The organism is Pelosinus sp. sgz500959, assembly GCF_042610375.1.
In the GTDB taxonomy this organism is placed as follows: Bacteria; Bacillota; Negativicutes; order DSM-13327; family DSM-13327; genus CTSoil-075.
On record NZ_JBGJZL010000002.1, the window covers coordinates 177,390 to 200,031 of the forward strand.

Here is a 22,642-nt window from a genome sequence, read left to right on the forward strand (position 1 = left end):
ATAATAAAATTATTGGAGTATTATCAAAATGGTTAAAGTTGTTGTTGTTAAAGCTGATAGTTATAATGAACAAGTCGTTTATCAAGCCATACAAGAATTGCTTGAGGAACTCGGTGGAATCAAGCAATTTATTAAGCCTGGAGATAAAGTATTGATCAAACCTAATATGCTCGAAGGACTACCTCCTCAAAAAGCTGTAACTACCCATCCAGAAGTCATTAGGGCTTTAATTCGGGAAGTAAAAAAAGTAGGAGCTATTCCTTTTGTGGGAGATTCCCCGGGTATTAGTAGCACTTTGAAAGCTGCTGAAAAATGCGGAATTTTAGTAATCTGCCAAGAAGAAGAGGTAGAACTCGTATCTTTTTCTGAAAAAATGGATGTCATTTTTCCAGAAGGAAGAACCGTGAAAAAATTTGCATTGGCTTCTATTTATGGACAAGTTGACAAGGTGATTTCTGTCGCAAAAATGAAAACTCATTCGTTTATGGGCATTACAGGTGGCATAAAAAATTTATTTGGTCTCATTGTAGGAAAAGATAAAGCCCAGTTTCATCTTCGTATGAAAAAACGCAGTCATTTTGCAGGTATGTTAGTCGATTTAGCTCAAGTGGTAAGCCCCGTTCTTTATATTATCGATGGCATTGTTGGTATGGAAGGCAATGGGCCTAGAAATGGCATTGTTAAACAAGCAGGTTTGCTACTTGGCGGTAGCAATGGCTTTGCCGTAGACTTAATTATGGCAGAAATAATGGGCTATAAGAGTGAGAGTATGCCCGTAGCATCTCGCGCCTTATCCTTGGGCTTATCACCGAAATTGCAAGATATTGAAGTGATCGGTAACGGTTGCAAGACCCGATTACAGTTTATCAGCCCTCGTAATTTGGAATCTTTAGATCAACGGTTACCCATGCCTGTAGTTGATTTCTTTCAAAATCAATTAACAGCTAAACCTATGATCACCAGAGAATGTATAGCCTGTGGACGTTGTGCTGCCCATTGCCCTCCCAAAGCCATTAAGATGAATGATGATAAGGCTGTGATTGATTATAAAAAATGTATTCGATGTTATTGCTGTCAAGAGCTTTGTCCAGCGAATGCCGTAGAATTGAAAAAGGGACTGTTATTAAGAATTTTTAGAAAAGGCAATCATTAAAAAGGATCTTTTTCCATAATAAATGTTTCTTTTCTGCTGGAATAATAGACAGGAATTTTGTATGTTAATAGCAAATAGTATTGAATCATATGAAGTTCTAGGGGTAATTTAAGATCATTATGATAAAGAAAGGAAATAAATAAATGAGTGATGAGATTGCTCGCAATTCCAATGAGAAAGATGCTGTAACTTCTAGATTGCCTTTAGCTATCAAGAGTATAGCCGAACGATTTTCATTACAATTAATCTTTTCTTTACCCTTTATGGTTCAATTTCTCATAGCGGTAAGCTTGATTGCCTTCGTGCTTTTTCGTGGGGGACAAGAGGCTGTCAATTCCGTATTGAAAGAAATGCGTCAAGAAGTGTTAGAACGTGTACATGAACAATTAAGTCGGCATATGAAGGAACCCTCCCGTCTCAATCGACTGAATGCAGATGCATGGGAAGCTGGATTATTAAATTTATCCGAACCAATCGTACGTGAACGATATTTTGTAAATCATATTGAAGCTTTCCCAGATGTGGCGATGACATTTGTAGGTCTGTCTGATGGGACATTTTATGGAGCTCGTCGTAAAATATCTGGTGAAATCCAGATTGTACGTAATAATAAAGAAACGGGTGGAGATTCTTGGTATTATTCGATTTCGGAACAAGGTGATGCGCAAGAACGACAAGAAGTATTTAAGCGCTTCGACCCACGTACTCGTCCTTGGTATCAAACGGCTCAACTTGTAAGGGAGCCGACTTTCAGTGGAGTGTATCGACATTTTGTCTTTCTTGAACCTACGATTACTGCTGCCCATCCTATTTTTGATGCCCAAGGAAAGATCATCGGTGTTTTTGGAGTCGATTACCTTTTATCCTGGTTGGGGGATATGCTTAGAGGTATACCCGTTGGTGCTTCGGGACAGGTCTTTGTCACTGATGCTGATGGGTTTATTGTTGCTACATCAGCTCTTAAAGATCCCTTTGAGGAGCGAAATGGTAAAATCGAAAGAATTCGTGCAACGGAATCGACTAATCCAATATTACAGATGGCAGCTCGTTCTCTATTCGTCGATGGGCAGAATATCTCACAAGAAGTTAGTTTAGATGGCCATTCTTATTTGATTGATACACGATTATTTCAAGAAAATGGTATAAATTGGAGAATATATGTAGTACTTGCCAGTGAAGATTTTTTAGGTAAAATGGAAGAAGCAGTGCATCGTACTGCAGTGATTGCAATACTCGCTGTTATTATTGCTTTTTTTGTGACGATTTTCATGTCTGGGTGGGTCACGCGCCCTATTCTCAGACTGAATGCAGCTGCTCGTGAGCTTGCAGAAGGGAGATTGCAGCTAGTATCAGATACAGAAAGAAAGGATGAGTTGGGACAATTAACTCGTTCTTTTAATAATATGGCTCGGCAATTGATGGATTTAGTTACAAACTTAGAATTTAAGGTTGCGGAACGTACTAAAGAATTGGCGGAAAAAACCGATGAAGCTGAAAACGTTCGTAAAATGCTCTATGCAGAATTAGAAAAGGCAGGATTAGAACAAAGAGCAATGTTGCCAATCGGTATCGATAATTCATCATTACGTTTAAAAATCCTTTATGAGCCATGTATGTTGGTCAGTGGCGATTTTTGTAGTTATCTTTGGATGAAGGAAGAAACTGTCCTTTTTGGGTATCTAATTGATGTTTCAGGTCACGGTGTTTCAACAGCACTGCAAACGGCAGCGATGAATGTTATGATTCAGGAAACGTTGCATTCTAATCTTTCTTTATCTGAACGGATGACAGAACTTAATCATAGGGTAGCCGGCTATTTTAGGGATGATTTATTGGTTGCTGCTTTATGTTTTGAGCTTGATTTAGATCAAGGTGAGCTTCGTTATGTAACGGCGGGAATTACAGAATTTTTTGCTGACTCAAAGACCGCAAAGGGACGAATTAAGACACCAGGATTATTTCTAGGTGTCACGGAAGAACTGGAATTTGAGGAATATTCCTTGCCTTTCGTGCAAGGAGATCATTTTTCTTTTTATAGCGACGGAATTGCAGATCGACTGAATGAAGGAAGTGAAATTCCCCTAGGTACTACATTTGAGGAGCTAGTAGAAGCTATGAATCACATTGGGGCAGAGGGCGTCCGCCACGATGATGTCACTGTTATTTGCATTGAAGTAGGGGTTGTCAAACCCACTGCTGTTTGAGGGTTGTGTAATTTTAAATTTATGAGATAATGAAATAGTAAAAAAAGGAGGGACTATTTTGGGTATTTTTTCATGGATGTTTTCAAAAAATACAGAAAGTAATTCGCACATTCGTAAATGGATAACAACAGAACTTGAGAAGGTAGACACTGGGAATACTGATCTCTATGCTTTATTTGTAAAACTTATACAATCCAGTGTCCAGTGGGGGAAACCTTCTAACATGGAACCAAATGACCAGTATGTACAAGTGTCAAAGCAGTATCTAGGAGATTCTACTATTTTTGAAATTACTTGTTATACTTATTATCAACTCGAAAAATGGCTTATTAAAAACTATCCAGAACTTAAATCTGAAATTACTCTGGCACTTAGTAAATGGACCATCGAAAAATTTTATACCACACTTTATGTAGATGAACAAAGAGTGAATCAATTGTTTAAAGAACAGTTGGATCGCTATAAAGGTATTGCAGGTACAGAGAAGGAAGTTGAAGAACTGCATCTTGAGGCGGAGCAACGGATCTTAATGACTAAAGGTGATAAATTTGATAAAAAAGATCCGGTGCAAGATCTTGAAAAGTTCACTCTTGATTCTCAGTATATTAAACAAAGTCTAGCCAGCTATGAAGAGTTACATTTATCAACATTCATAGCAAGTGTACAGGATTATTGTACTAAAAATGCTAAAATACAGTTGAGTCCAAAACAGAATCAGGAACTACAACAAGGGCAGCAAGATTATCTGTTTGGAATGGCTTTATTAGCGCAGAAAGATTGGGTTAGAGCATGTGCAGCTTTTACAAAGGTATTATCGGCTAATCCTAAACATTATGATGCTTTAGTGCAACGGGGCTTACTATACGTCGGTTTACATCAAACTGTCGATGCATTGCAAGATTTCACAATGGCAATTCAGATAAAACCTAATGAATCTGCTGCCTATCTTCAGCGCGCGAAATGTTATCATAGAAAGTTTCGACGAAGAGAGAAAGCATTGGCTGATTATTCAATGGCAATTCACTTAGCAGCCAATGATGCGAGTGGGTATTTTGGGCGTGGTGAATTGTATGATGAAATGGATTTGCAAAATGAAAAACAAATTCTTGAGGATCAAGAGCATAGTCATATCTCTGAAGAGTTTTGGGCTGCAATACATGATTATAGTCAAGCCATTGCCCTCAATTCTGAGCATGATACGGCTTATCTTAACAGAGCATTACTCTATGCACGGAAAGCTCGTATAAATTTGAATGTAGATTTTATTGTAAAAGCCATTGCTGATTTCGAACAAGCCATAAGCTTAAATTGGGAGAATGGTTATTTATATAAGCAAAAGGATGAAATGGAAGAATTATTAGAGCAGATAACTCAAACGGAGGAACAAACCGGCTAACATGTTTAGAACTGATGGAGTGTGGAAAAAGGATTGATAAATGATGAGTAAGTTAAAGTGGGCTATATTAGGACCAGGTAAGATTGCAGAAGACTTTGCGCAAGCTATTATCACAGTGAATGGTAGCGTTTATGCAGTAGGATCAAGAAACCTTGAAAAGTCAAAGGCGTTTGCAACTCGCTATCAGATTGAAAAATTTTATGGTAATTACGAAGAAATGTTAGAAGATCATGAAATTGATATTGTATATATCTCCACTCCTCATTGCAATCATTACGAATATATTATGAAAAGCCTTCACAATAATAAACATGTATTTTGCGAAAAAGCAATCACTATAAACAGTCATCAGCTAAAAGAAATTGCTCAGTTAGCAATACAGAAAAATTTAATCGTTGCAGAGGCAATGACAATTTATCATATGCCATTATATAAAAAAATACGTCAAATTATTAATTCGGGGCAAATTGGAAAGCTTAAAATGATTCAGGTATCTTTTGGCAGCTGTAAAGAATATGATGTGAACAATCGTTTTTTCAGCAAAGACTTAGCGGGCGGGGCTCTTCTTGATATTGGAACGTACGCCTTATCATTTACACGATATTTTCTTTCGGGCCCGCCAACTGAAATTTTAACGACTATGAAAAAATTTGAAACTGGTGTCGATGAGCAGTCGGCCATTATACTAAAAAATTCAATGGATGAAATTGCAGTGATTTCCCTAACCATGAGGGCGAAAATGCCAAAGAGAGGCGTTATTGCAGGGGAATTAGGTTTTATCACGATTGATAACTTTCCAAGAGCATCTCAAGCTACGATCAACTATTTAGATGGTAAAGTAGAGATGATAGACGCTGGTGAAACCTCACAAGCATTACAATATGAAATACAAGATATGACTGATTATATTTTAGAAAAAAATGCAATGAATACATTAGAGTTATCGATTGATGTCATGGATATCATGGATGAAGTGAGAAGGCAATGGGGAATAAAATATCCTTTTGAATCATAAGAGGGGCTCTTCCTTTGTAATTTTGTAAAGGAAGAGCCCTTCTTAATTCTTTCTTTTAGTCCATTTTATATAATTGCATATCATGAGCAAAGATAATATAATAATCGGTGGAAGGATTGGGAATCCTTTTAAACAGCAATCGGAGGAATTCTAAGTGGTAAATTTTGAAAATGAAAATATGAAACCCATTTCAAAGCAGACCCCAAAATATTCATTGACCTATGGTGACGAAAAGACCAGTCATTTAGGGCTAGACGATATCTATCTCGAAATTGAAGAGCGCATATTGGAAGCGATTAAAGTGGGTGAGCCATTTGTATTTGATGGATCAAATGAGCGAGGAAACCTTTACTACTCTATCGAACGCCGAGAAAATGATTATCTGCTGAGTGTAAAAGAAATTACAGAAGATACAGCAGAGTTAATTAAAAAGACCTTAAAAAGTGTTCAAAAATTGGGTAATGACAAGATGGAAGAAATCATGGAACTCATGATGTTCGAAGATATCGATATTGACATAAAAAAAACAATGACCCTACCTCTGGAATCAAGCTATGAAACTTTGCTAGCAGAGCTCCAAGAGCTTAGAGAAGAAGCCAATGAGGTGCTTGTCGAGAATTTAGTTCGCCTGCAAGAAATTGTGAGGGAATATGAAAGTGATTTTTATTGAGGCTTTCAAGGTTTCTACCTTAGAGGTCTTTTTTCTTGATAAATAGTATAAATAAAGGAGTAGTTTTCATGAATATTGCATTTTTTTTGGTTCCTAAAAATGAAGTTGTTTATTTACCTATGAATTCTACGATGCGTCAAGCTCTTGAAAAAATGGAACATCATCGTTATACGGCTGTTCCTCTTGTTGATGAACATGGTAAATACGTTGGGACAATTACTGAAGGAGATTTACTATGGAAAATGAAAAATACACCTGGTTTAACTTTTATTGATACTGCACGGGTTATGATCAAAGACATTCCTTTACGGATGAATAATACTCCAGTACGGGTTAATGCGGAAATGGAGGACTTACTTTCATTAGCGATTGTTCAAAATTTTGTCCCAGTGGTAGATGATGGAGAAATCTTTATCGGCATCATTCGTCGTAGCGAAATTATTGAGTATTATGCGACGCAATGTAATTACTTAAAAAAATAATTTTAAAATAGAAATTATCCTAGCAGCTCAGTCGGCTTAATAATCGGTTGAGCTGCTTTTTATATGTAAAATTCAGAAAAATGTTGACAACTATAATGGAATATTAATACACTTATAAAAGAATAAAATTTCGGAATTTATAAAATTACATTGGTGGATGCAAAAAAATAGAATGGGGTAATGTGATGATAAAAAAATTTGAAGATATCATAAAAGTTGCTCAGGTTAAAGGACCTAAAACCATTGCTGTTGCAGTCGCCCAAGATTTAGACGTTTTACTTGCGATAAAAAATGCTAAAGAGTTAGGGATCGCTGATGGGTTATTAATAGGAAATGAAAAAGAAATTAGGCAGATTGCACAAGATCATCATATCGATATTGATGCTTTTACCATCTATGGAGAAAATGATCATACAGAAGCTTGCCGATTAGCAGTACAACTTGTTTCAATCGGGGAGGCTCAGATTCTGATGAAAGGGATGGTTGATACAGCCCTTATTCTTAAAGCCGCACTTGAAGATGGAATTGGACTTCGAACCGACAAAGTATTGTCTCATGTTGCTGTAGCCGATATCGATGGGTATGATCGATTATTTTACATTACAGATGGTGCAATGAATATTGCACCTGATCTCAAGACTAAAAAACAAATTATTGAGAATGGAGTGCAGGTTGCCAATGCTCTTGGTAATCATAATCCTAAAGTAGCTTGCATTTGTGCAATCGAAAAAGAAAATTCTAAAATGCAGGCTACCTTTGATGCGGCAGAACTTGTGAAAATGAATGAAAGCGGTGAATTAAATGGCTGCATTGTAGCAGGTCCTCTTGCACTGGATAATGCTATATCTATTGAAGCTGCTAAACATAAAGGAATTAAGAGTTTAGTAGCTGGTTATGCTGAGATATTGGTTATGCCTTCGATTGAAGCAGGAAATGTCCTTTATAAATCTATCGTATTTTTTGCACAAAGTAAGATTGCAGGGATTATTGTGGGAGCTAAAGTACCGATTGTATTAACCTCGAGAGCTGATTCTGACAGTACAAAACTAAATTCAATCGCCATTGGTGTATTGATGGCAAGTATTGATGAGGAGGATTTCAATGAAAAAAAACTTTAGAATACTCGCCATTAATCCTGGGTCAACATCAACTAAAATTGCAGTTTATGATAATGAGGAGTTAATAACTGAACAAGTGGCCAGATACTCTAATGAAGAGTTATCATCTTTTAAAAGTGTGATCAAACAATTTGAATTTAGAAAAAGTGGAATTCTTCAAATGTTAAAAGAAAAAGGTATTGAGATTGATAGTTTAGATGCCATAGTCGGGCGTGGTGGATTATTAAAGCCGATTGAAGGTGGCACCTATGCAGTCAATCAGAGGATGATTGAAACTTTGCAACGTGCAGAAAGAGGGGAGCATGCATCAAATTTAGGTGGTGTGATTGCAAAGGAGATTGCTGATCAATTAAACATCCCTTCTTATATTGTCGATCCTGTTGTTGTCGATGAACTTGCTGATCTTGCACGCATTTCGGGTTTACCTGGATATGATCGATCGAGCATATTTCATGCTTTAAATCAAAAAGCTGTTGCACGAAAGGTTTCAAAAGAATTAGGAAAAACCTATGAAGAAGCCAATTTAATCATTGCCCATATGGGCGGCGGTATAACAGTTGGAGTTCATCAAGGTGGCAAAGTGATTGATGTCAATGATGGGCTTTATGGAGAAGGACCATTTTCACCAGAGAGGGCAGGCGGAATCGCCACTGGTCATATGATTGAACTTTGTTTCTCAGGAAAGTATACTCTTAGTGAAGCTAAGAAGATTATTGCAGGTAAGGGCGGATTGGTAGGATACTTAGGCACAAATGATGGCAGAGAAGTGGGAAGGATGATCCAAGCTGGCGATCAGAAAGCCAAATTAATCTATGAAGCAATGGCTTATCAAATTGCAAAAGAAATAGCAGGTGATGCTGCCGTATTATATGGTAAGGTAGATGCCATTATTTTAACAGGCGGACTTGCCTATGATCAAACGCTAATAAAACTCATTGCTGATCGGGTAAAATTTATTGCCGATGTTAAGATCATTCCAGGCGAACATGAAATGATGGCTCTTGCAGAAGGTGCATTACGAGTACTTAAAGGTGAAGAACAGGAGAAAGAGTACAAGTAATATCACTTCATTCTATGAACAATGATTAAATTTAATAAATTTATTAACTAGCTGGTGTAAACTCTTTTTATTAGAGTCTGCACCAGCTATTCATATACTACCTTAAAAATCTTTTCTTATGTATGAAAAACTAAATATAAACTAAATATAATAATGAGATAATAAAAAAATAACAAAAATGAGAGTTCACAACTTTAAAATAAGGATTGGTATGTTGCAAAAGGAGGCATTATTTTGGCTGCAAAAATTATTCCATTTCCCATACAAAATGAACAACCTTTAGAAGAAATAGATCGATATATCCGAGATTATTTAGCTGAAATAGAAGCTGATAGGGATTTTATCGATTATATTAGTAATCGCATGAATTATTTTATAAAAAATTATGCTAACCAATATTTTGAGCCTACATTTGATCTAGTAGTTCCACCTAATATGTCTCGTGAACAAGCTGATGCTCTTTTATTATCGATCGAGATGGGGGTTGAACATACTGCCAAACAAGTGCAAGATATGGTAGGGAAAATCATACTTGAGAGGCTTCAACTTGAAGTTGAATTATATGAGAAACAGAAAAATATGAAGGTGCCCTTTATTTATTGAACAATTTTTCTCAAGTAACTATGTTAAAGAGGTTTTATGATTAAGAAGTACTATTTGTTTTTATAAGCAAATAGTACTTTTTTACTATATTTGTTTTGAATATTCGTACTAAAAATTAATACTGTGCAGGAATATAAAAGAAAGTATTGAATAATAAGGATAAGTGTAACGTTAAACAGTTTATGAAAGGGAACGATGTTGAATTGCTACACAAGATACACCAATGCAAAGGAGTGTAAGCTATGCCTATAAAAATCCCGAATAAATTGCCTGCTGTTGATATACTTGAAAAAGAAAATATTTTTGCAATAGATGATGATCGCGCTTATTCTCAAGATATACGCCCTCTACGAATCTTATTGTTAAATTTAATGCCTACGAAAATTGTCACAGAGACTCAATTACTTCGTTTACTAGGAAATTCACCGCTACAAGTAGAATTTGATTTTATATATACTGCAACTTATGAACCTAAAAATACACCACAAGAACATTTAGTTAAATTTTACGAAACTTTTGCGGATGTGAAAAATCGAAAATATGACGGTATGATTATTACTGGAGCTCCAGTTGAACAAATTCCTTTTGAGGAAGTTGACTACTGGAAAGAGTTGTGTGAAATTATGGATTGGAGTAAAACCAATGTATATTCGACCCTTCATATTTGCTGGGGGGCTCAAGCCGCTTTATATCATCATTATGGCATTCCGAAATATGATTTGCCGAAAAAAATGTTTGGTGTATTTCCTCACACTGTCAATATTAAAGAGAAAATGTTATTTCGTGGCTTTGATGATGTATTTTATGTCCCGCATTCTCGCCATACAGAAGTCAAGGGAGAAGATATTTGTAAAATCCCTCAATTATGTATCCTTTCTCAATCAGAAGAAGCGGGTATCTATGCTGTGACCGATAAAAAATACCGTCGTTTATTTATCACTGGTCACTCCGAATATGATCCTCTGACTCTCAAAGCCGAGTATGATCGTGATGTTGCTCAAGGTTTGCCAATTAATATTCCAGCTAATTATTATCCAAATGATGATCCTAAGCAAACGCCAGTGGTACGCTGGAGAAGTGCGGCGAATTTGCTGTTTGCCAATTGGCTAAATTACTATGTCTATCAAGGAACACCTTTTGATCTTGAAAATTTAACAGGTTCAAGTGACTTAAGTGGACTTTGGGGAGATGGAATTTAAAAATCAATAGCAATAAAAAAACGCGACTCGTAGCGAGTCGCGTTTGATGTTAGTGCAATTAGAAAGATTATATTTCCTTTATATAAAAATCAAATAGATTCCAATGATTCAATGATTGGCGAAACAAAGGAGATAGGTTTTTCAACAACGACTGTAGGTAAACCCATGTTATCAAGTAAAGCAATAAATGGTTTAGGGTCTAATTCTTCCACATTCACCATGTGCTTCACATCCCAGTCGCCACGTGCGACCAAAATAGCTGCTGCTACTGGTGGAACCCCTGCAGTATAGCTGATAGCTTGGGATTCGACTTCTTGGTAACACTCAGCATGATCGCATGTATTATAAATGAAAATTTCTCGCTTCTCATTGTCTTTGGTACCACTGATATAATTACCGATGCAAGTTTTGCCAGTATAGTTAGGGGCTAGAGAAGAAGGATCTGGCAATAGAGCCTTTAACACCTGAAGTGGTGAAATTTCTACACCATCAGAAATTGTTAAAGGTACTTCTGAGGTAAGACCAATATTAGACAAAACAGAAAACACATTCAAATAATGATCGCCAAAACCCATCCAGAAGCGAATAGAATTTGCGTCAATATTCTTTGATAAGGAATGTAATTCATCGTGTCCTGTCAAGTATACTGGACAACTTCCTACCACAGGGAAATCATAGTCTACTTTTATAGAATGTACATCTTGTAACACCCATTTTCGATCAACCCAAGTCCATACTTTTTTAAATTCACGGAAGTTAATTTCAGGATCGAAGTTGGTTGCGAAATATTTACCATGACTACCAGCGTTAACATCTAGAATGTCAATGGTATCAATCGTATCAAAATACTCTTTTTGAGCCAAAGCACACCAAGCATTGACTACGCCAGGATCAAAACCAATTCCTAAAATAGCAGTAATTCCTTTTTCAGCGCAACGTTCTTTGCGTTTCCATTCGTAATTAGCATACCAAGGTGGGTTTTCACAAACCTTATCAGGCTCTTCGTGAATAGCGGTGTCCATATATACGGCACCAGCTTCGATACAAGCCTCGAGAACCGACATATTAATATAAGACTGCCCAACATTAATTACAATTTCAGATTGTGTATCCTTGATTAAGTCGACTAAGGACGGGACGTCCAAAGCATTCACTTGTCGTGAATAGATTTTTTTTGAAGAATCCTTCAAGTGATTTTTACGCATTACGCTTTCGATGATTTCATCGCATTTTTGCTGGGTACGGGACGCAATGCAAATATCACCCAAAACATCGTTATTCATAGCACATTTATGAGCAACAACATGGGCCACCCCGCCAGCACCGACAATTAAAACATTCTTTTTCATTTTATACCTCCCCAATTTTTTGCGGAATCAGAAAATAAAATAGATTCTTGATTCCAAGTAAGAATGACTTAGTTTTTTCTTGCAAATCTATTATGATAAACTGTTTAAAAAATCCGTATAACCGAATTCTCTTATGACCTCTACAGTATCATCCAATCTTCGTACGGCGATGGCCGGCATCTGCAGACCATTGAACCAATTTTTCTTGACCATTGTGTAACCAGCTGCATCCGCAAAGCGAACTTCACTGCCGATTTTTAGTTCATCTTTAAAATGGAAGGTTCCAAATACATCGCCCGCAAGACATGAACGTCCAGCTACCATGTATTGATGAGTATTTGAAGCTTCTTCTTCAACTTTCGCTGACAAGCGGTAAATCAATAAATCCAGCATATGACCTTCTACAGAGGCATCAACGATGGCAATATCCATTTCATTGTGTACGACATCAACAACCTTGGTTACTAGCTCAGCAGAGCCAGTAATGGCACTTTCGCCTGGTTCTAAATAGATTTGCACATCAAATTCTCTGGAAAAATCTGCTAATTTTTTGGCGAATTTTTCTACGGGATACCCTTCTTTCGTGAAGTATATACCTCCGCCAAGGCTGACCCATTGCAGCTTTTTGAGAATATCACCATAAGATTCACCAATCTGATCAAGTTGCGCAGCAAAAGCATCAAAATCATCATTTTCACAATTGTAATGAAACATGAGACCGCTAATGCGGGAAAGATGTTTTTCTAACCCAGCTTTATCGGCTACACCGAGTCGCGAATACTTGCGTGTTGGATCAGCTAAATCAAAGTGTGAATGACTGATACCTGGATTAACTCGCAAACCAATTTTTGCCGATTTTGCCTTGTCGTAATAGCGCTCTAATTGTGAAATTGAATTAAAGATAATTTTGTCGGCAAATTGAGTGACGGCCAGGATGTCTTCTTCGGAATAGCCTACACAATAGGCATGAGTTTCTTTGCCGAATTTTTCAAATCCTAGGCGTGCTTCAAAAAGGGAACTGGAAGTTGTACCATCCATATATTGCTGCATCAAGTCGAATACACACCAGGTGGAGAAACATTTAAGGGCTAGGACTGATTTTGCTCCAGAAAGTTGTTTGACCTGCTGAATTATCTGTAAGTTGCGCAGCAGTTTTTTTTCGTCAACGAGGTAATAAGGGGTCGTTATATTCATTTTATAAACTCCTACGATTTTTTACTGCATTTAATGATAACAAAAAAGATTCCATTTGTCGATAAAAGGTTGAAAATAAGCGTAATTTACCTCATTTTTATCTAAAAATCTTTTATAATGAAGAAAACAATTCTCTTTACTCAATAAAAAGTAATCATTCTTTACTGGAATTGTAAATTATATCCTAATGGTGATCAATTGAAATTGGTGATGATTTGATAGTAAAGGGCATTTTATAAAATGAAATTTTAAACTTTTGACTGTGATATTATCACAATTAAAAGTTATTTTTATGTGAACTATTCACAATGCATTTCCATTGACCGACCTTAAAAAGTCTGTTATTCTAGACAAAACACGAACAATTCCTGCAAACGATTGATAGTCAATGGAGACTGAAAAATCATGTGTATGTAATACATGATTTTTCAGTCTCTTTTTTATATAAGCAGGAAGTGTAAATTTATCGAATGGGAGGATCTTATGATGAAAGAATATGGCTTATTTATTGAAGGTAAATGGATTGTAACTGATGAAAAAATTGGTGTGCTAAATAAAGGAACGGGTAATGAGTGTGCTCTCATTTCTGTGGCTGGTGAAATAGAGGTCACAAAAGCCGTTGATGCTGCCGAAAGAGCTTTTAAGACGATAAAGATAGAGCCCTATCGACGTTATGAAATATTAATGAAGGTTAGTGAGCTTCTTATGAATAATCAAGAAAAAATGGCAGGTTTTCTGTCTGAAGAGGTAGGGAAACCCATTAAGGAAGCCATGTCAGAAGTCGTGCGAGCAAAGCAAACACTCATCCTTTCTGCTGAAGAAGCAAAACGGATGACTGGTGAGATGGTTCCTCTTTCAGGCGCGCCAGGATGCGGTGAGCGATTAGCTTTTACCATGCGGATGCCTGTGGGCGTTGTTTGCGCCATTACTCCTTTTAATTTCCCGCTGAATCTGGCTTGTCATAAAATTGGTCCTGCACTTGCTGCAGGAAACTCTGTAGTTTATAAACCAGCAACGGTGACTCCTTTATCTGCCGTATTATTGTGTGAACTTTTTGCAGAGGCAGGACTGCCTGATGGTTATTTGAATTTGTTGACAGGCTCTGGGGCAAAGTTAGGAAAACTGTTGACAGATGAACAACGAATTAATTTTTACAGTTTTACTGGTAGCCCAGCTGTAGGTAAAAGTTTGATGAAAAGTGCAGGTTTCCGTCGTGTAGCTCTCGAACTGGGATCAAATTCAGCAAATATCGTACATAATGATGCCGATATTAGGGCGACAGCAGAACTTTGCGTGAAGTATGCTTTTGCAAATGCTGGACAAGTTTGTATTTCTTGTCAACGGGTTTATGTTCACCGCAGTGTTTATCTTGCTTTTTGTGAACAAGCAGTAGCTTATACAGAAAAATTAGTTATGGGCAATCCTCTTGATCCTGCCACTGATATTGGACCGATGATTAGTGAGCAAGAGGCCATGCGAGCTGAACAATGGATCAATGAAGCCGTAGAGCGAGGAGGGAAGATTTTGGTCGGTGGAAAACGTCGCGGTGCTTGGGTTGAGCCTACGATTGTAACTGATGTACAACCTGATATGAAGATTGTATGTATGGAAGCATTTGCACCTATTTTTTCCATTATACCTTATGATACAATTGAAGAAGCCATCGAGATGGTTAACGATTCTGTTTATGGTTTGCAAGCTGGTGTATTTACCAATTCTATTGAAATTGCCCGCCTATGTGCCATAAAAATCGAAACTGGCGGCGTGATCATCAATGATGGTGCGACATTTAGGACCGATAATATGCCTTATGGTGGTATTAAAGAAAGTGGAATTGGCAGAGAAGGTCCCCAGTATACAGTCAAAGAAATGACGGAAGAGAAATTAATTGTTTTTAATTTCAAATAGGCGATAATAATTCAAACCGTGAGGAGAGTGCCAGTTATGATCAGTTGCCATGAAATTATCAATTTACCTTCCCTTCGTAAACTAACTATTGTGGCAGGAAGATCTGGTTTGGATCGATTGGTGCGTTGGGTACATTTTCTAGATTTGCCTGATGTTATCCCATGGGTGCAAGGTGGCGAACTTCTGATCATTACTGGTATCGGTTTGAATGGTGATATAAGTAAGCTTAACGATATTGTGCGAGGAATTATAAAGAAAAAGTTAGCTGGGCTGATTGTGAATATCGGTCCTTATATTAAGGAAGTCCCTCAGGAAGTGATTGCTCTAGCAGATCAAGCTGATTTCCCCATTTTTGAATTACCTTGGGAGGTAAAAATCATCGAAGTCACGAGGGAATTGTGCAGTCATATTGTCATGAAACAAACAGAAGAGCGATCAGTGAAAGATTTTCTGGAACAACTGTTACTTTTTCCTTTAGCAGATCCTGAGATCTTAATTCAGCGTGCTGCCTACTATGATTATGATCTGACGAAACCTCATCAAGTTGCCATTGTAAGTCCGACCTGTTTAAGTGAATTTTTAAAAGCGAAAAAGATTAAGGATGAGAAATCCTTAGTATCCTTTAAAATGCGTTTTGAACAAGTTGTCCGCCAAGTATTAACCAGACGTGGTCAAAAAATCCTCCACATGTTATGGGGAGATGATGTTGTATTACTTATGCCTTATGAGAACGAGCAGGCAGGAGTAAATCCTAATATTATTATTTTAGAGGAAGTTTTAGAAAAATTTTTAATTGATATTCCTGATTTAGCTGTGACTGCTGGTTTGGGCGGTCGATTTGAAAGCTTGCAGTCTGCTAGAAAGAGTTATCTGCAGGCGATTAAAGTCTTACGTTTTGCTGAGTTAAAGACAGCTTCGAAATCCATATACGCCTATGAACAGCTAGGTATATATAAGCTGCTATTTGAAATTGAGCCTGAAAAACTGGCGATGTATTATCAGGAAGTCATTGAACCTCTCAATGTATATGATTGTAAACATCACATGGATATGGTTTCGAGTTTGTTTGTCTATTTTGAGGAAAATTGTAATGCAGCCAAAACTGCCAAACGTCTATTTGTTCACCGTAACACCCTTGATTATCGATTGAAGAAAATTGAGGAAATTACGGGTCGAAGTTTAGATGACCCTTATGATCGGCTCACATTACAACTCGGGGTTATTGTTGGAAAACAATTGACAAGTGAAACCGGTGCTCATGAGTTGCGGAGATGAAAATTAATATATCACAAAATCATGTAAGATATTCTGTAACACCTTCACATAGACGCAAGAATGTAGATCTGATACTATTTAACTATAGAAAAAATCACTGATGTATTTAGCAACGGCGCTGAATGTATATCCTTGGAGGATATCTTCAGCGTTTTTATTTTTAATCATAATTGTTAAGGAGGGGTTTAGAATGAGCCAAATTGCAACTAAGGCAGAAAAGTTAATTCAGCGTAAGAATAATGCGGTTGCTAGGGGGATTGCTAATTCCACAGGAGTGTTTGTAGAAAAGGCAAGTGGGGCTGTCATTACAGATGTAGATGGTAAGGAATATTTAGATTTTTACGCGGGTGTAGGAGTGTTAAATGTTGGGCATTGTCCAGAACCCGTTGTCAAAGCGATACAAAAACAAGCAGATAAATTACTTCATTCATTTTTTGCCATTGGTATGTATGAACCTTATGTAGAATTAGCAGAAAAAATGAATGTTTTGATGCCAGGTTCGTCACCAAAAAAAACCATGTTTGCCAACAGTGGTGCAGAAGCCGTAGAAAATGCGGTGAAAATTGCTCGTCATGCTACAAAAAGAACAGGGATTATCTCTTTTGAAGGTGCATTTCATGGTCGTACCTTTATGACCATGAGTCTAACAAGTAAAGTGAAACCTTACAAATATGGGTTTGGACCTTTTGCACCAGAAACATATAAAGTACCTTCTGCCTATTGCTATCGGTGCCATTATCGTTCTACCTATCCAGGCTGTGGTATGCATTGTCTCGAAAATTTTGAACGGTTTTTTACGGCGGAAATTGATGCCGAGCACATTGCCGCTATGATTATTGAGCCAGTGCAGGGTGAAGGTGGTTTTATTGTACCACCACCAGAATTTTTGCCAGGTCTCAAAGCAATTTGCGAAAGTAAGGGCATTTTATTCATTGCAGATGAAGTGCAAACTGGGTTTGGTCGCACAGGAAAAATGTTTGCAATTGAAAACTGGGGTGTAGAACCGGATATCATGACGACAGCCAAATCAATTGCCGCAGGTATGCCGCTCAGTGCTGTAACAGGCAAGGCTCAATATATGGATGCACCTGATGCTGGAAATATTGGCGGAACCTATGGTGGAAATCCATTAGCCTGTGTGGCAGGGGTGGAAACGATCAAGTTTATCGAAGAACAGAAACTTTGTGATCGAGCTGGAAAAATAGGTAATATCACGATGGCGAGATTAAAAACTCTGCAGGATCGATGCAGTATCATTGGTGATGTTAGAGGTGTCGGCTCAATGATTGGTATTGAACTCGTCAAAGATCGACAAACAAAAGAACCTGCAAAAGAATTAACGGGTAAAATTGTAAAATACTGTTTAGAGCAAGGAGTCATGTTAATTAGTGCTGGTATTTTCAGCAATGTCATTCGATTACTAATCCCGATGGTAGTTACGGACGAAGAATTAGATCGTGGGCTTACAGTATTAGAACAAAGTATTCTGCGAGCTGCTGCTGAAGAGATGTAAAACAAAATATTTGCAAGCAAAGACGCTTGTCAACGACGGATAATGTTGTTGATATGCGTCTTTTTTATATGAAAAAGGAGGAGAATGGCTATGAAAGAACAAACTTTACATCTGGAAAAAGAGAATTTGAAAAAGGACCTTAAAGACAGGCATATTCAACTTATTGCAATTGGTGGTGTAATTGGTGTCGCTCTCTTTATGGGGTCTGCTCAGGCAAGTAAAATGGCAGGACCTGCTCTCACTTTAGCGTATGCTCTTGGTGGTATCGTGATGTATTTTGTGTTACGTGCCCTAGGAGAAGTTGCTGTTGAACATCCTGTTTCCTCATCCTTTGCTGGTTATGCGCGCGTTTTTTGTGGACCGTTAGTATCTTTTTTTACAGGGTGGACTTATTGGTATCAATGGGTTGTATTAGGCATGGCTGAAATTTCTGCCGTAGGTCTTTATATGAGATATTGGTCTCCTGATATTGAGCAATGGATTCCAGCATTGATTTGTTTGGCTTTAATTATTGCAATCAACCTAGTTGCTGTAAAATATTATGGTGAATTTGAATTCTGGTTTGCCTTGATTAAAGTAGTGACCATTATAGCCATGTTATTTGTTGGTTTTGCCATGATACTCTTTGGATTTGGTAATGATGGTGTGGCAATTGGTTTTTCTAACTTATGGATTCATGGTGGATTCATGCCTTTTGGCTGGACGGGTGTCTCGATGGCTCTAGTCATGGTTGTCTTTGCTTATTCAGGAGTTGAATTGATTGGGATTACGGCTGGTGAAGCTGCTGATCCTGAACGTTCGCTAAAATCAGCCATTGATAAAGTATTTTGGCGAGTGCTTGTGTTTTATGTCGGCTCAATGGTAGCGATACTCTCTATATTTCCTTATGAAACATTACCCAAAGGTGTCAGTCCTTTCGTTATGATTTTTGAAAAAGCAGGTATTCCTTATGCTGCTTCGATTATCAATTTTGTCATTTTATCTTCAGCAGCTTCTTGTCTCAACAGTTGCATGTATGTATGTGGACGTATGCTCTATGGTCTCGCTTTAAGAAATGAAGCGCCGGCTTTCTTAGGTAAGCTGTCTGCTAATCAAGTTCCTGCCAATGGTGTTCTATTTTCTGGTGCGGTTTGTCTAGTCGGTGTTTATTTCAACTACGTAGCTCCTGACAGTGTGTTTTACTACATGTCAGCCATTACGACGACAGGTTGTATGTGGACTTGGTCTCTTATCATGTATATTCAGTACAAATGGCGGAAAAGTTTGAGCAGTGAGCAAATTGCCAAACTCAAATATCCAATGCCTTTCTATCCATATGCCAATTATATTGTCGGAGCATTTATGCTTGCTGTAACATTAGGCATGGGATATGATCATGATAATTTAGTGGGTCTATATGTTGCTCCTGTTTGGTATGCTGGTCTTTACATTGCATATAAATTCTTTAAAGTTGGCAAATCACAAGAAAAAGCCGATTTAACGATTCAAACAGAATGGTAATTTATTGCTGGTAATCATATAAAACTAAATGATGAATAATCAAAAAAGTAGGTATCCTTCTTCAAAATAGGAAGGTCCTACTTTTTTGTATTTTTAGGTAATCAGAAAGCATAACACTTTCTAGGGTTCCAAGTAAGAAGGACTAAGACTTCTGGCTGCGTCTGAGGACTTGGCACAAGACAAGTCTTTTTTTATAAAATGGATAAGTTTCGGAGATAAAGAGTATTTTTTTGTCTATAATGGAAGGTATTTCTTTATTAAATGTTTAATACTTAATTAAGTAGTTTAAAGTTCTATTATATGTTGAAAGTTCAATTTTGAAATCAATTTCCATTAATTCTTGATAGTTTGAAAATAAGATACATTGCAGGAGGATTCTTTTATGATTCATACTAATCATGCCTATTTACCTTCTAATGCTATTTTCGAAAAAAACATCTATCGTTCTGTAATGGAACAAGCACGAGATATTATCCTGCTCATGAGTAGTGAAGGAGAAATTTTGTACGGCAATCAGGCTGCTCTTGACGCATATCAATATTCTCATGAAGAATTAAAAAGCATGTGCATTACTGACCTTCGTTTACCTGAAACAGCAGTTAATGTCCATTCTCAGATGAAAATTGCTCAAAAACGCGGACTTCTCTTTCGTACCGTCCACGTTCGTAAAAATAAAACGACCTTTTCTGTCGAGGTCAGTTCGAGAAAATGCCAATTTGGCGAAAAAGAGTTGATTATTAGTATTATTCGTGATATTTCACAAATGTCACACATCGAAGAAATGCTAAAAAAAAGTGAACATCAATATCATTCAACAAATGAAGAATTGAGCGCAGCCTATGAAGAGTTATTAGCTTCAGAAGAAGAACTTAGACAGCAATTTGATGAACTATTAACTCGGGATCAAGAACTCCAACGCAAAAATTTCTTGTTATATTCCTTACATGAAAGCGTGCTTCATCTCATGAACCATACCAACTCTGAAGATATTTTACAAGAAATTTTAGGGTCTGCTACAACACTCGCCCAAACATCTCATGGATTTATTTATCGTTTTGATGAAGAAAAAAATCAATTTTATCAAAGTCATGGTCTTGGCACCCATGCCTGCTGCATTGGATTATCATTTCCTTTTGATCAAGGAATTGCTGGTAAAGTTTATCAAACCAAGGGAACGGTTGTTGCCAATCACTATTCTGCATATAAAGTCACAACTCCACCACCTTTTTCCATTGATTTTTCTTTTAAAGAACATGGTTTTTCATTTGACTCAGTATCAGCCTTATTACTAGTACCTCTTAAATCTGGCCAGGAAGTGATTGGTATAATTGGTCTTGCCCACTATGAAATACAACGTAATTTTACCAAAGAAGAAATAGAGGCTCTTGGACAATTTGCCAATATGGCTTCTCTTACTATTGCGAATACTTCATTATTACGATCCTATCAAGATGAAATTACTGAACGCCAGACTACTGAGAGAGAGTTACGTAAGCTACAGTCAGCGAATCAAGCTCTATTGAATTCCATACCAGATCCTCTTTTTATCCTCAATCATGAAGGTGAATTTGTAGACTATAAAGCTCATCAAGAGAATCTCTTTATAGAGCCTGATCAGTTTTTGGGAAAAAGTATATTTGATGTTTTTCCAGCAGATATTGCAGAGCTAACAATGGAGTCTATTCATCATGCGCTTGTGAATAAGACGTTGCAAACGTTTGAATATCAACTTCCTTTGGATGGTAAAATACATTATTACGAAGTTAGATTAGTTCCAAATGGTTCAAAGGAAGTTTTGGCCATGATTCGTGATATTACGGATCGGTATCACATAGAGGAACAACTTAGATATAACGGTATGCATGATAGTCTGACTGATGTATATAATCGCACATACTTTGAAGAGCATATGAAACGTTCAGCTAAGAAATATCATCGATCGACGGGATTGATGATTTGTGATGTGGATGGATTAAAATTGATTAACGATACGACAGGGCATGCAGCTGGTGATGTTGTATTAAAGCATGTTGCGATGATATTAAAAGGTTCATTTGGTCCAAAAGATGTAGTAGCAAGAATCGGCGGTGATGAATTCGCTATACTCCTTTATGATCAGACTGAGAAAGATTTTGAGACTACGTGTTGCCATATTCGTGACCAATTACAAATTTATAACCAGGAAAATATTATGTTTCCCATTAGTGTCTCGATTGGTTATGCAATCAGTAAAGAGAATCCACCCGACATGGAATCCTTATTTCAAGAGGCCGATACCAATATGTATCGTGAGAAACTGCATCAAAAACAAAGTGCTAAAAGTGCAATTGTACAAGCCTTGGTTAAAGCATTAGAAGCCCGAGACTATTTGACAGAAGGACACGGTGATCGGTTGCAGGATTTAGTCGAAGACTTTAGTAAAAGTATCGGTTTACCAGAAAGGCAGATTGCGGATCTTCGCCTATTGGCACATTTTCATGATATTGGAAAAGTTGGAATCCCTGATAACATTCTCTTCAAACCAGGTCGATTATCCGAAGATGAATGGGTCATCATGCGTCAACATACAGAGATTGGTTATCGCATTGCCAGCTCTGTATCGGATTTATCTCCGATTGCCGATTGGATTTTAAGTCACCATGAACATTGGAATGGTGGAGGATATCCTCAGGGGATCTCTGGAGAAAACATTCCTCTTGCTTGTCGAATATTAGCATTGGCTGATACCTATGATGCCATGACCAATGATCGTCCATATCGGAAAGCGGTAGCACCTGAGGAGGCCTTTATCGAATTGAGGAAATTTGCAGGAATTCAATTTGACCCTGTTCTTACAACGCAATTTATTAATTTATTATCTTCAAACCCCATGAAGTGAAGACAGATTGACATAGCTAGAGAACATGAGAAAAATAAGGATGAGGTAAAAAATATAATTTTATAAAACTCCTGCAAGAATTATAATCATAATTCTTGCAGGAGTTTTGTATTTTTATAGTAAAT

Annotated in this window: 17 protein-coding genes; 15 read left to right on the plus strand and 2 right to left on the minus strand. The window is 37.2% G+C overall.

What is annotated here, in order from left to right:
• Positions 1–28 precede the first annotated feature (28 nt).
• From ACAN52_RS03565 to metA, 10 genes are all read left to right on the plus strand, one after another.
• A complete protein-coding gene (locus ACAN52_RS03565) occupies positions 29–1,153 on the plus strand; it encodes a DUF362 domain-containing protein (RefSeq protein ID WP_378952331.1) in 1,125 nt (374 codons plus the stop codon).
• A gap of 143 nt (positions 1,154–1,296) precedes the next feature.
• Positions 1,297–3,357 carry a SpoIIE family protein phosphatase gene (locus ACAN52_RS03570; protein ID WP_378952334.1) on the plus strand — a complete coding sequence of 687 codons (2,061 nt, stop codon included), beginning with the start codon at positions 1,297–1,299 and terminating at the stop codon, positions 3,355–3,357.
• A 58-nt stretch (positions 3,358–3,415) separates the two neighbouring features.
• Positions 3,416–4,753 carry a tetratricopeptide repeat protein gene (locus ACAN52_RS03575; protein ID WP_378952337.1) on the plus strand — a complete coding sequence of 446 codons (1,338 nt, stop codon included), beginning with the start codon at positions 3,416–3,418 and terminating at the stop codon, positions 4,751–4,753.
• Positions 4,754–4,793: 40 nt separating this feature from the next.
• Positions 4,794–5,768, plus strand: coding sequence for a Gfo/Idh/MocA family protein (locus ACAN52_RS03580; RefSeq protein ID WP_378952340.1), 975 nt, complete (start codon positions 4,794–4,796; stop codon positions 5,766–5,768).
• Positions 5,769–5,922: 154 nt separating this feature from the next.
• Entirely contained in the window at positions 5,923–6,438 is a 516-nt protein-coding gene (locus tag ACAN52_RS03585; RefSeq protein ID WP_378952343.1) for a hypothetical protein, read from the plus strand.
• Between the two features lie 68 nt (positions 6,439–6,506).
• Positions 6,507–6,920: a CBS domain-containing protein gene (locus ACAN52_RS03590; protein ID WP_378952346.1), complete on the plus strand. Its 414-nt coding sequence runs from the start codon at positions 6,507–6,509 to the stop codon at positions 6,918–6,920.
• Between the two features lie 185 nt (positions 6,921–7,105).
• Complete coding sequence (locus ACAN52_RS03595) at positions 7,106–8,038, plus strand: phosphate butyryltransferase (protein WP_378952349.1); 933 nt, start codon at positions 7,106–7,108, stop codon at positions 8,036–8,038.
• A complete protein-coding gene (buk, locus tag ACAN52_RS03600) occupies positions 8,022–9,098 on the plus strand; it encodes a butyrate kinase (RefSeq protein ID WP_378952352.1) in 1,077 nt (358 codons plus the stop codon). The genes ACAN52_RS03595 and buk overlap by 17 nt, the downstream gene beginning before the upstream one ends.
• 234 nt (positions 9,099–9,332) lie before the next feature.
• Complete coding sequence (locus ACAN52_RS03605) at positions 9,333–9,701, plus strand: hypothetical protein (protein ID WP_378952355.1); 369 nt, start codon at positions 9,333–9,335, stop codon at positions 9,699–9,701.
• 242 nt (positions 9,702–9,943) lie between these two features.
• Entirely contained in the window at positions 9,944–10,900 is a 957-nt protein-coding gene (gene metA, locus ACAN52_RS03610; protein WP_378952358.1) for a homoserine O-succinyltransferase, read from the plus strand.
• Between the two features lie 89 nt (positions 10,901–10,989).
• Here the strand turns inward: metA and ACAN52_RS03615 are convergent, their stop codons facing one another.
• Positions 10,990–12,249 (minus strand): saccharopine dehydrogenase family protein, encoded by a 1,260-nt coding sequence (locus ACAN52_RS03615; protein WP_378952361.1) that lies wholly within the window; start codon positions 12,247–12,249, stop codon positions 10,990–10,992.
• 90 nt (positions 12,250–12,339) lie between these two features.
• Entirely contained in the window at positions 12,340–13,443 is a 1,104-nt protein-coding gene (gene nspC / locus ACAN52_RS03620; protein ID WP_378952364.1) for a carboxynorspermidine decarboxylase, read from the minus strand.
• Positions 13,444–13,929: 486 nt separating this feature from the next.
• Here nspC and ACAN52_RS03625 point away from each other — a divergent pair, with 486 nt between their 5' ends.
• From ACAN52_RS03625 to ACAN52_RS03645, 5 genes are all read left to right on the plus strand, one after another.
• Positions 13,930–15,351, plus strand: coding sequence for an aldehyde dehydrogenase family protein (locus ACAN52_RS03625; protein WP_378953096.1), 1,422 nt, complete (start codon positions 13,930–13,932; stop codon positions 15,349–15,351).
• Positions 15,352–15,387: 36 nt separating this feature from the next.
• Complete coding sequence (locus tag ACAN52_RS03630) at positions 15,388–16,626, plus strand: PucR family transcriptional regulator (protein ID WP_378952367.1); 1,239 nt, start codon at positions 15,388–15,390, stop codon at positions 16,624–16,626.
• 190 nt (positions 16,627–16,816) lie between these two features.
• On the plus strand, positions 16,817–18,139 hold the full coding sequence (gene gabT, locus ACAN52_RS03635; protein ID WP_378952370.1) for a 4-aminobutyrate--2-oxoglutarate transaminase: 1,323 nt from the start codon (positions 16,817–16,819) through the stop codon (positions 18,137–18,139).
• Between the two features lie 90 nt (positions 18,140–18,229).
• On the plus strand, positions 18,230–19,639 hold the full coding sequence (locus ACAN52_RS03640; RefSeq protein ID WP_378952374.1) for an amino acid permease: 1,410 nt from the start codon (positions 18,230–18,232) through the stop codon (positions 19,637–19,639).
• A gap of 382 nt (positions 19,640–20,021) precedes the next feature.
• Positions 20,022–22,517, plus strand: a complete 2,496-nt coding sequence (locus ACAN52_RS03645; RefSeq protein ID WP_378952377.1) for a diguanylate cyclase domain-containing protein — start codon at positions 20,022–20,024, stop codon at positions 22,515–22,517.
• Positions 22,518–22,642: the final 125 nt, after the last annotated feature.

Coding starts and splice junctions, on each gene's coding strand:
- ACAN52_RS03570 (WP_378952334.1), top strand. CDS start 1,297: ATGAGTGATGAGATTGCTCGCAATTCCAATGAGAAAGATGCTGTAACT.
- ACAN52_RS03640 (WP_378952374.1), top strand. CDS start 18,230: ATGAAAGAACAAACTTTACATCTGGAAAAAGAGAATTTGAAAAAGGAC.
- metA (WP_378952358.1), top strand. CDS start 9,944: ATGCCTATAAAAATCCCGAATAAATTGCCTGCTGTTGATATACTTGAA.
- ACAN52_RS03595 (WP_378952349.1), top strand. CDS start 7,106: ATGATAAAAAAATTTGAAGATATCATAAAAGTTGCTCAGGTTAAAGGA.
- ACAN52_RS03590 (WP_378952346.1), top strand. CDS start 6,507: ATGAATATTGCATTTTTTTTGGTTCCTAAAAATGAAGTTGTTTATTTA.
- gabT (WP_378952370.1), top strand. CDS start 16,817: ATGAGCCAAATTGCAACTAAGGCAGAAAAGTTAATTCAGCGTAAGAAT.
- ACAN52_RS03625 (WP_378953096.1), top strand. CDS start 13,930: ATGAAAGAATATGGCTTATTTATTGAAGGTAAATGGATTGTAACTGAT.
- ACAN52_RS03580 (WP_378952340.1), top strand. CDS start 4,794: ATGATGAGTAAGTTAAAGTGGGCTATATTAGGACCAGGTAAGATTGCA.
- ACAN52_RS03615 (WP_378952361.1), bottom strand. CDS start 12,249: ATGAAAAAGAATGTTTTAATTGTCGGTGCTGGCGGGGTGGCCCATGTT.
- ACAN52_RS03565 (WP_378952331.1), top strand. CDS start 29: ATGGTTAAAGTTGTTGTTGTTAAAGCTGATAGTTATAATGAACAAGTC.
- ACAN52_RS03630 (WP_378952367.1), top strand. CDS start 15,388: ATGATCAGTTGCCATGAAATTATCAATTTACCTTCCCTTCGTAAACTA.
- ACAN52_RS03645 (WP_378952377.1), top strand. CDS start 20,022: ATGATTCATACTAATCATGCCTATTTACCTTCTAATGCTATTTTCGAA.
- nspC (WP_378952364.1), bottom strand. CDS start 13,443: ATGAATATAACGACCCCTTATTACCTCGTTGACGAAAAAAAACTGCTG.
- buk (WP_378952352.1), top strand. CDS start 8,022: ATGAAAAAAAACTTTAGAATACTCGCCATTAATCCTGGGTCAACATCA.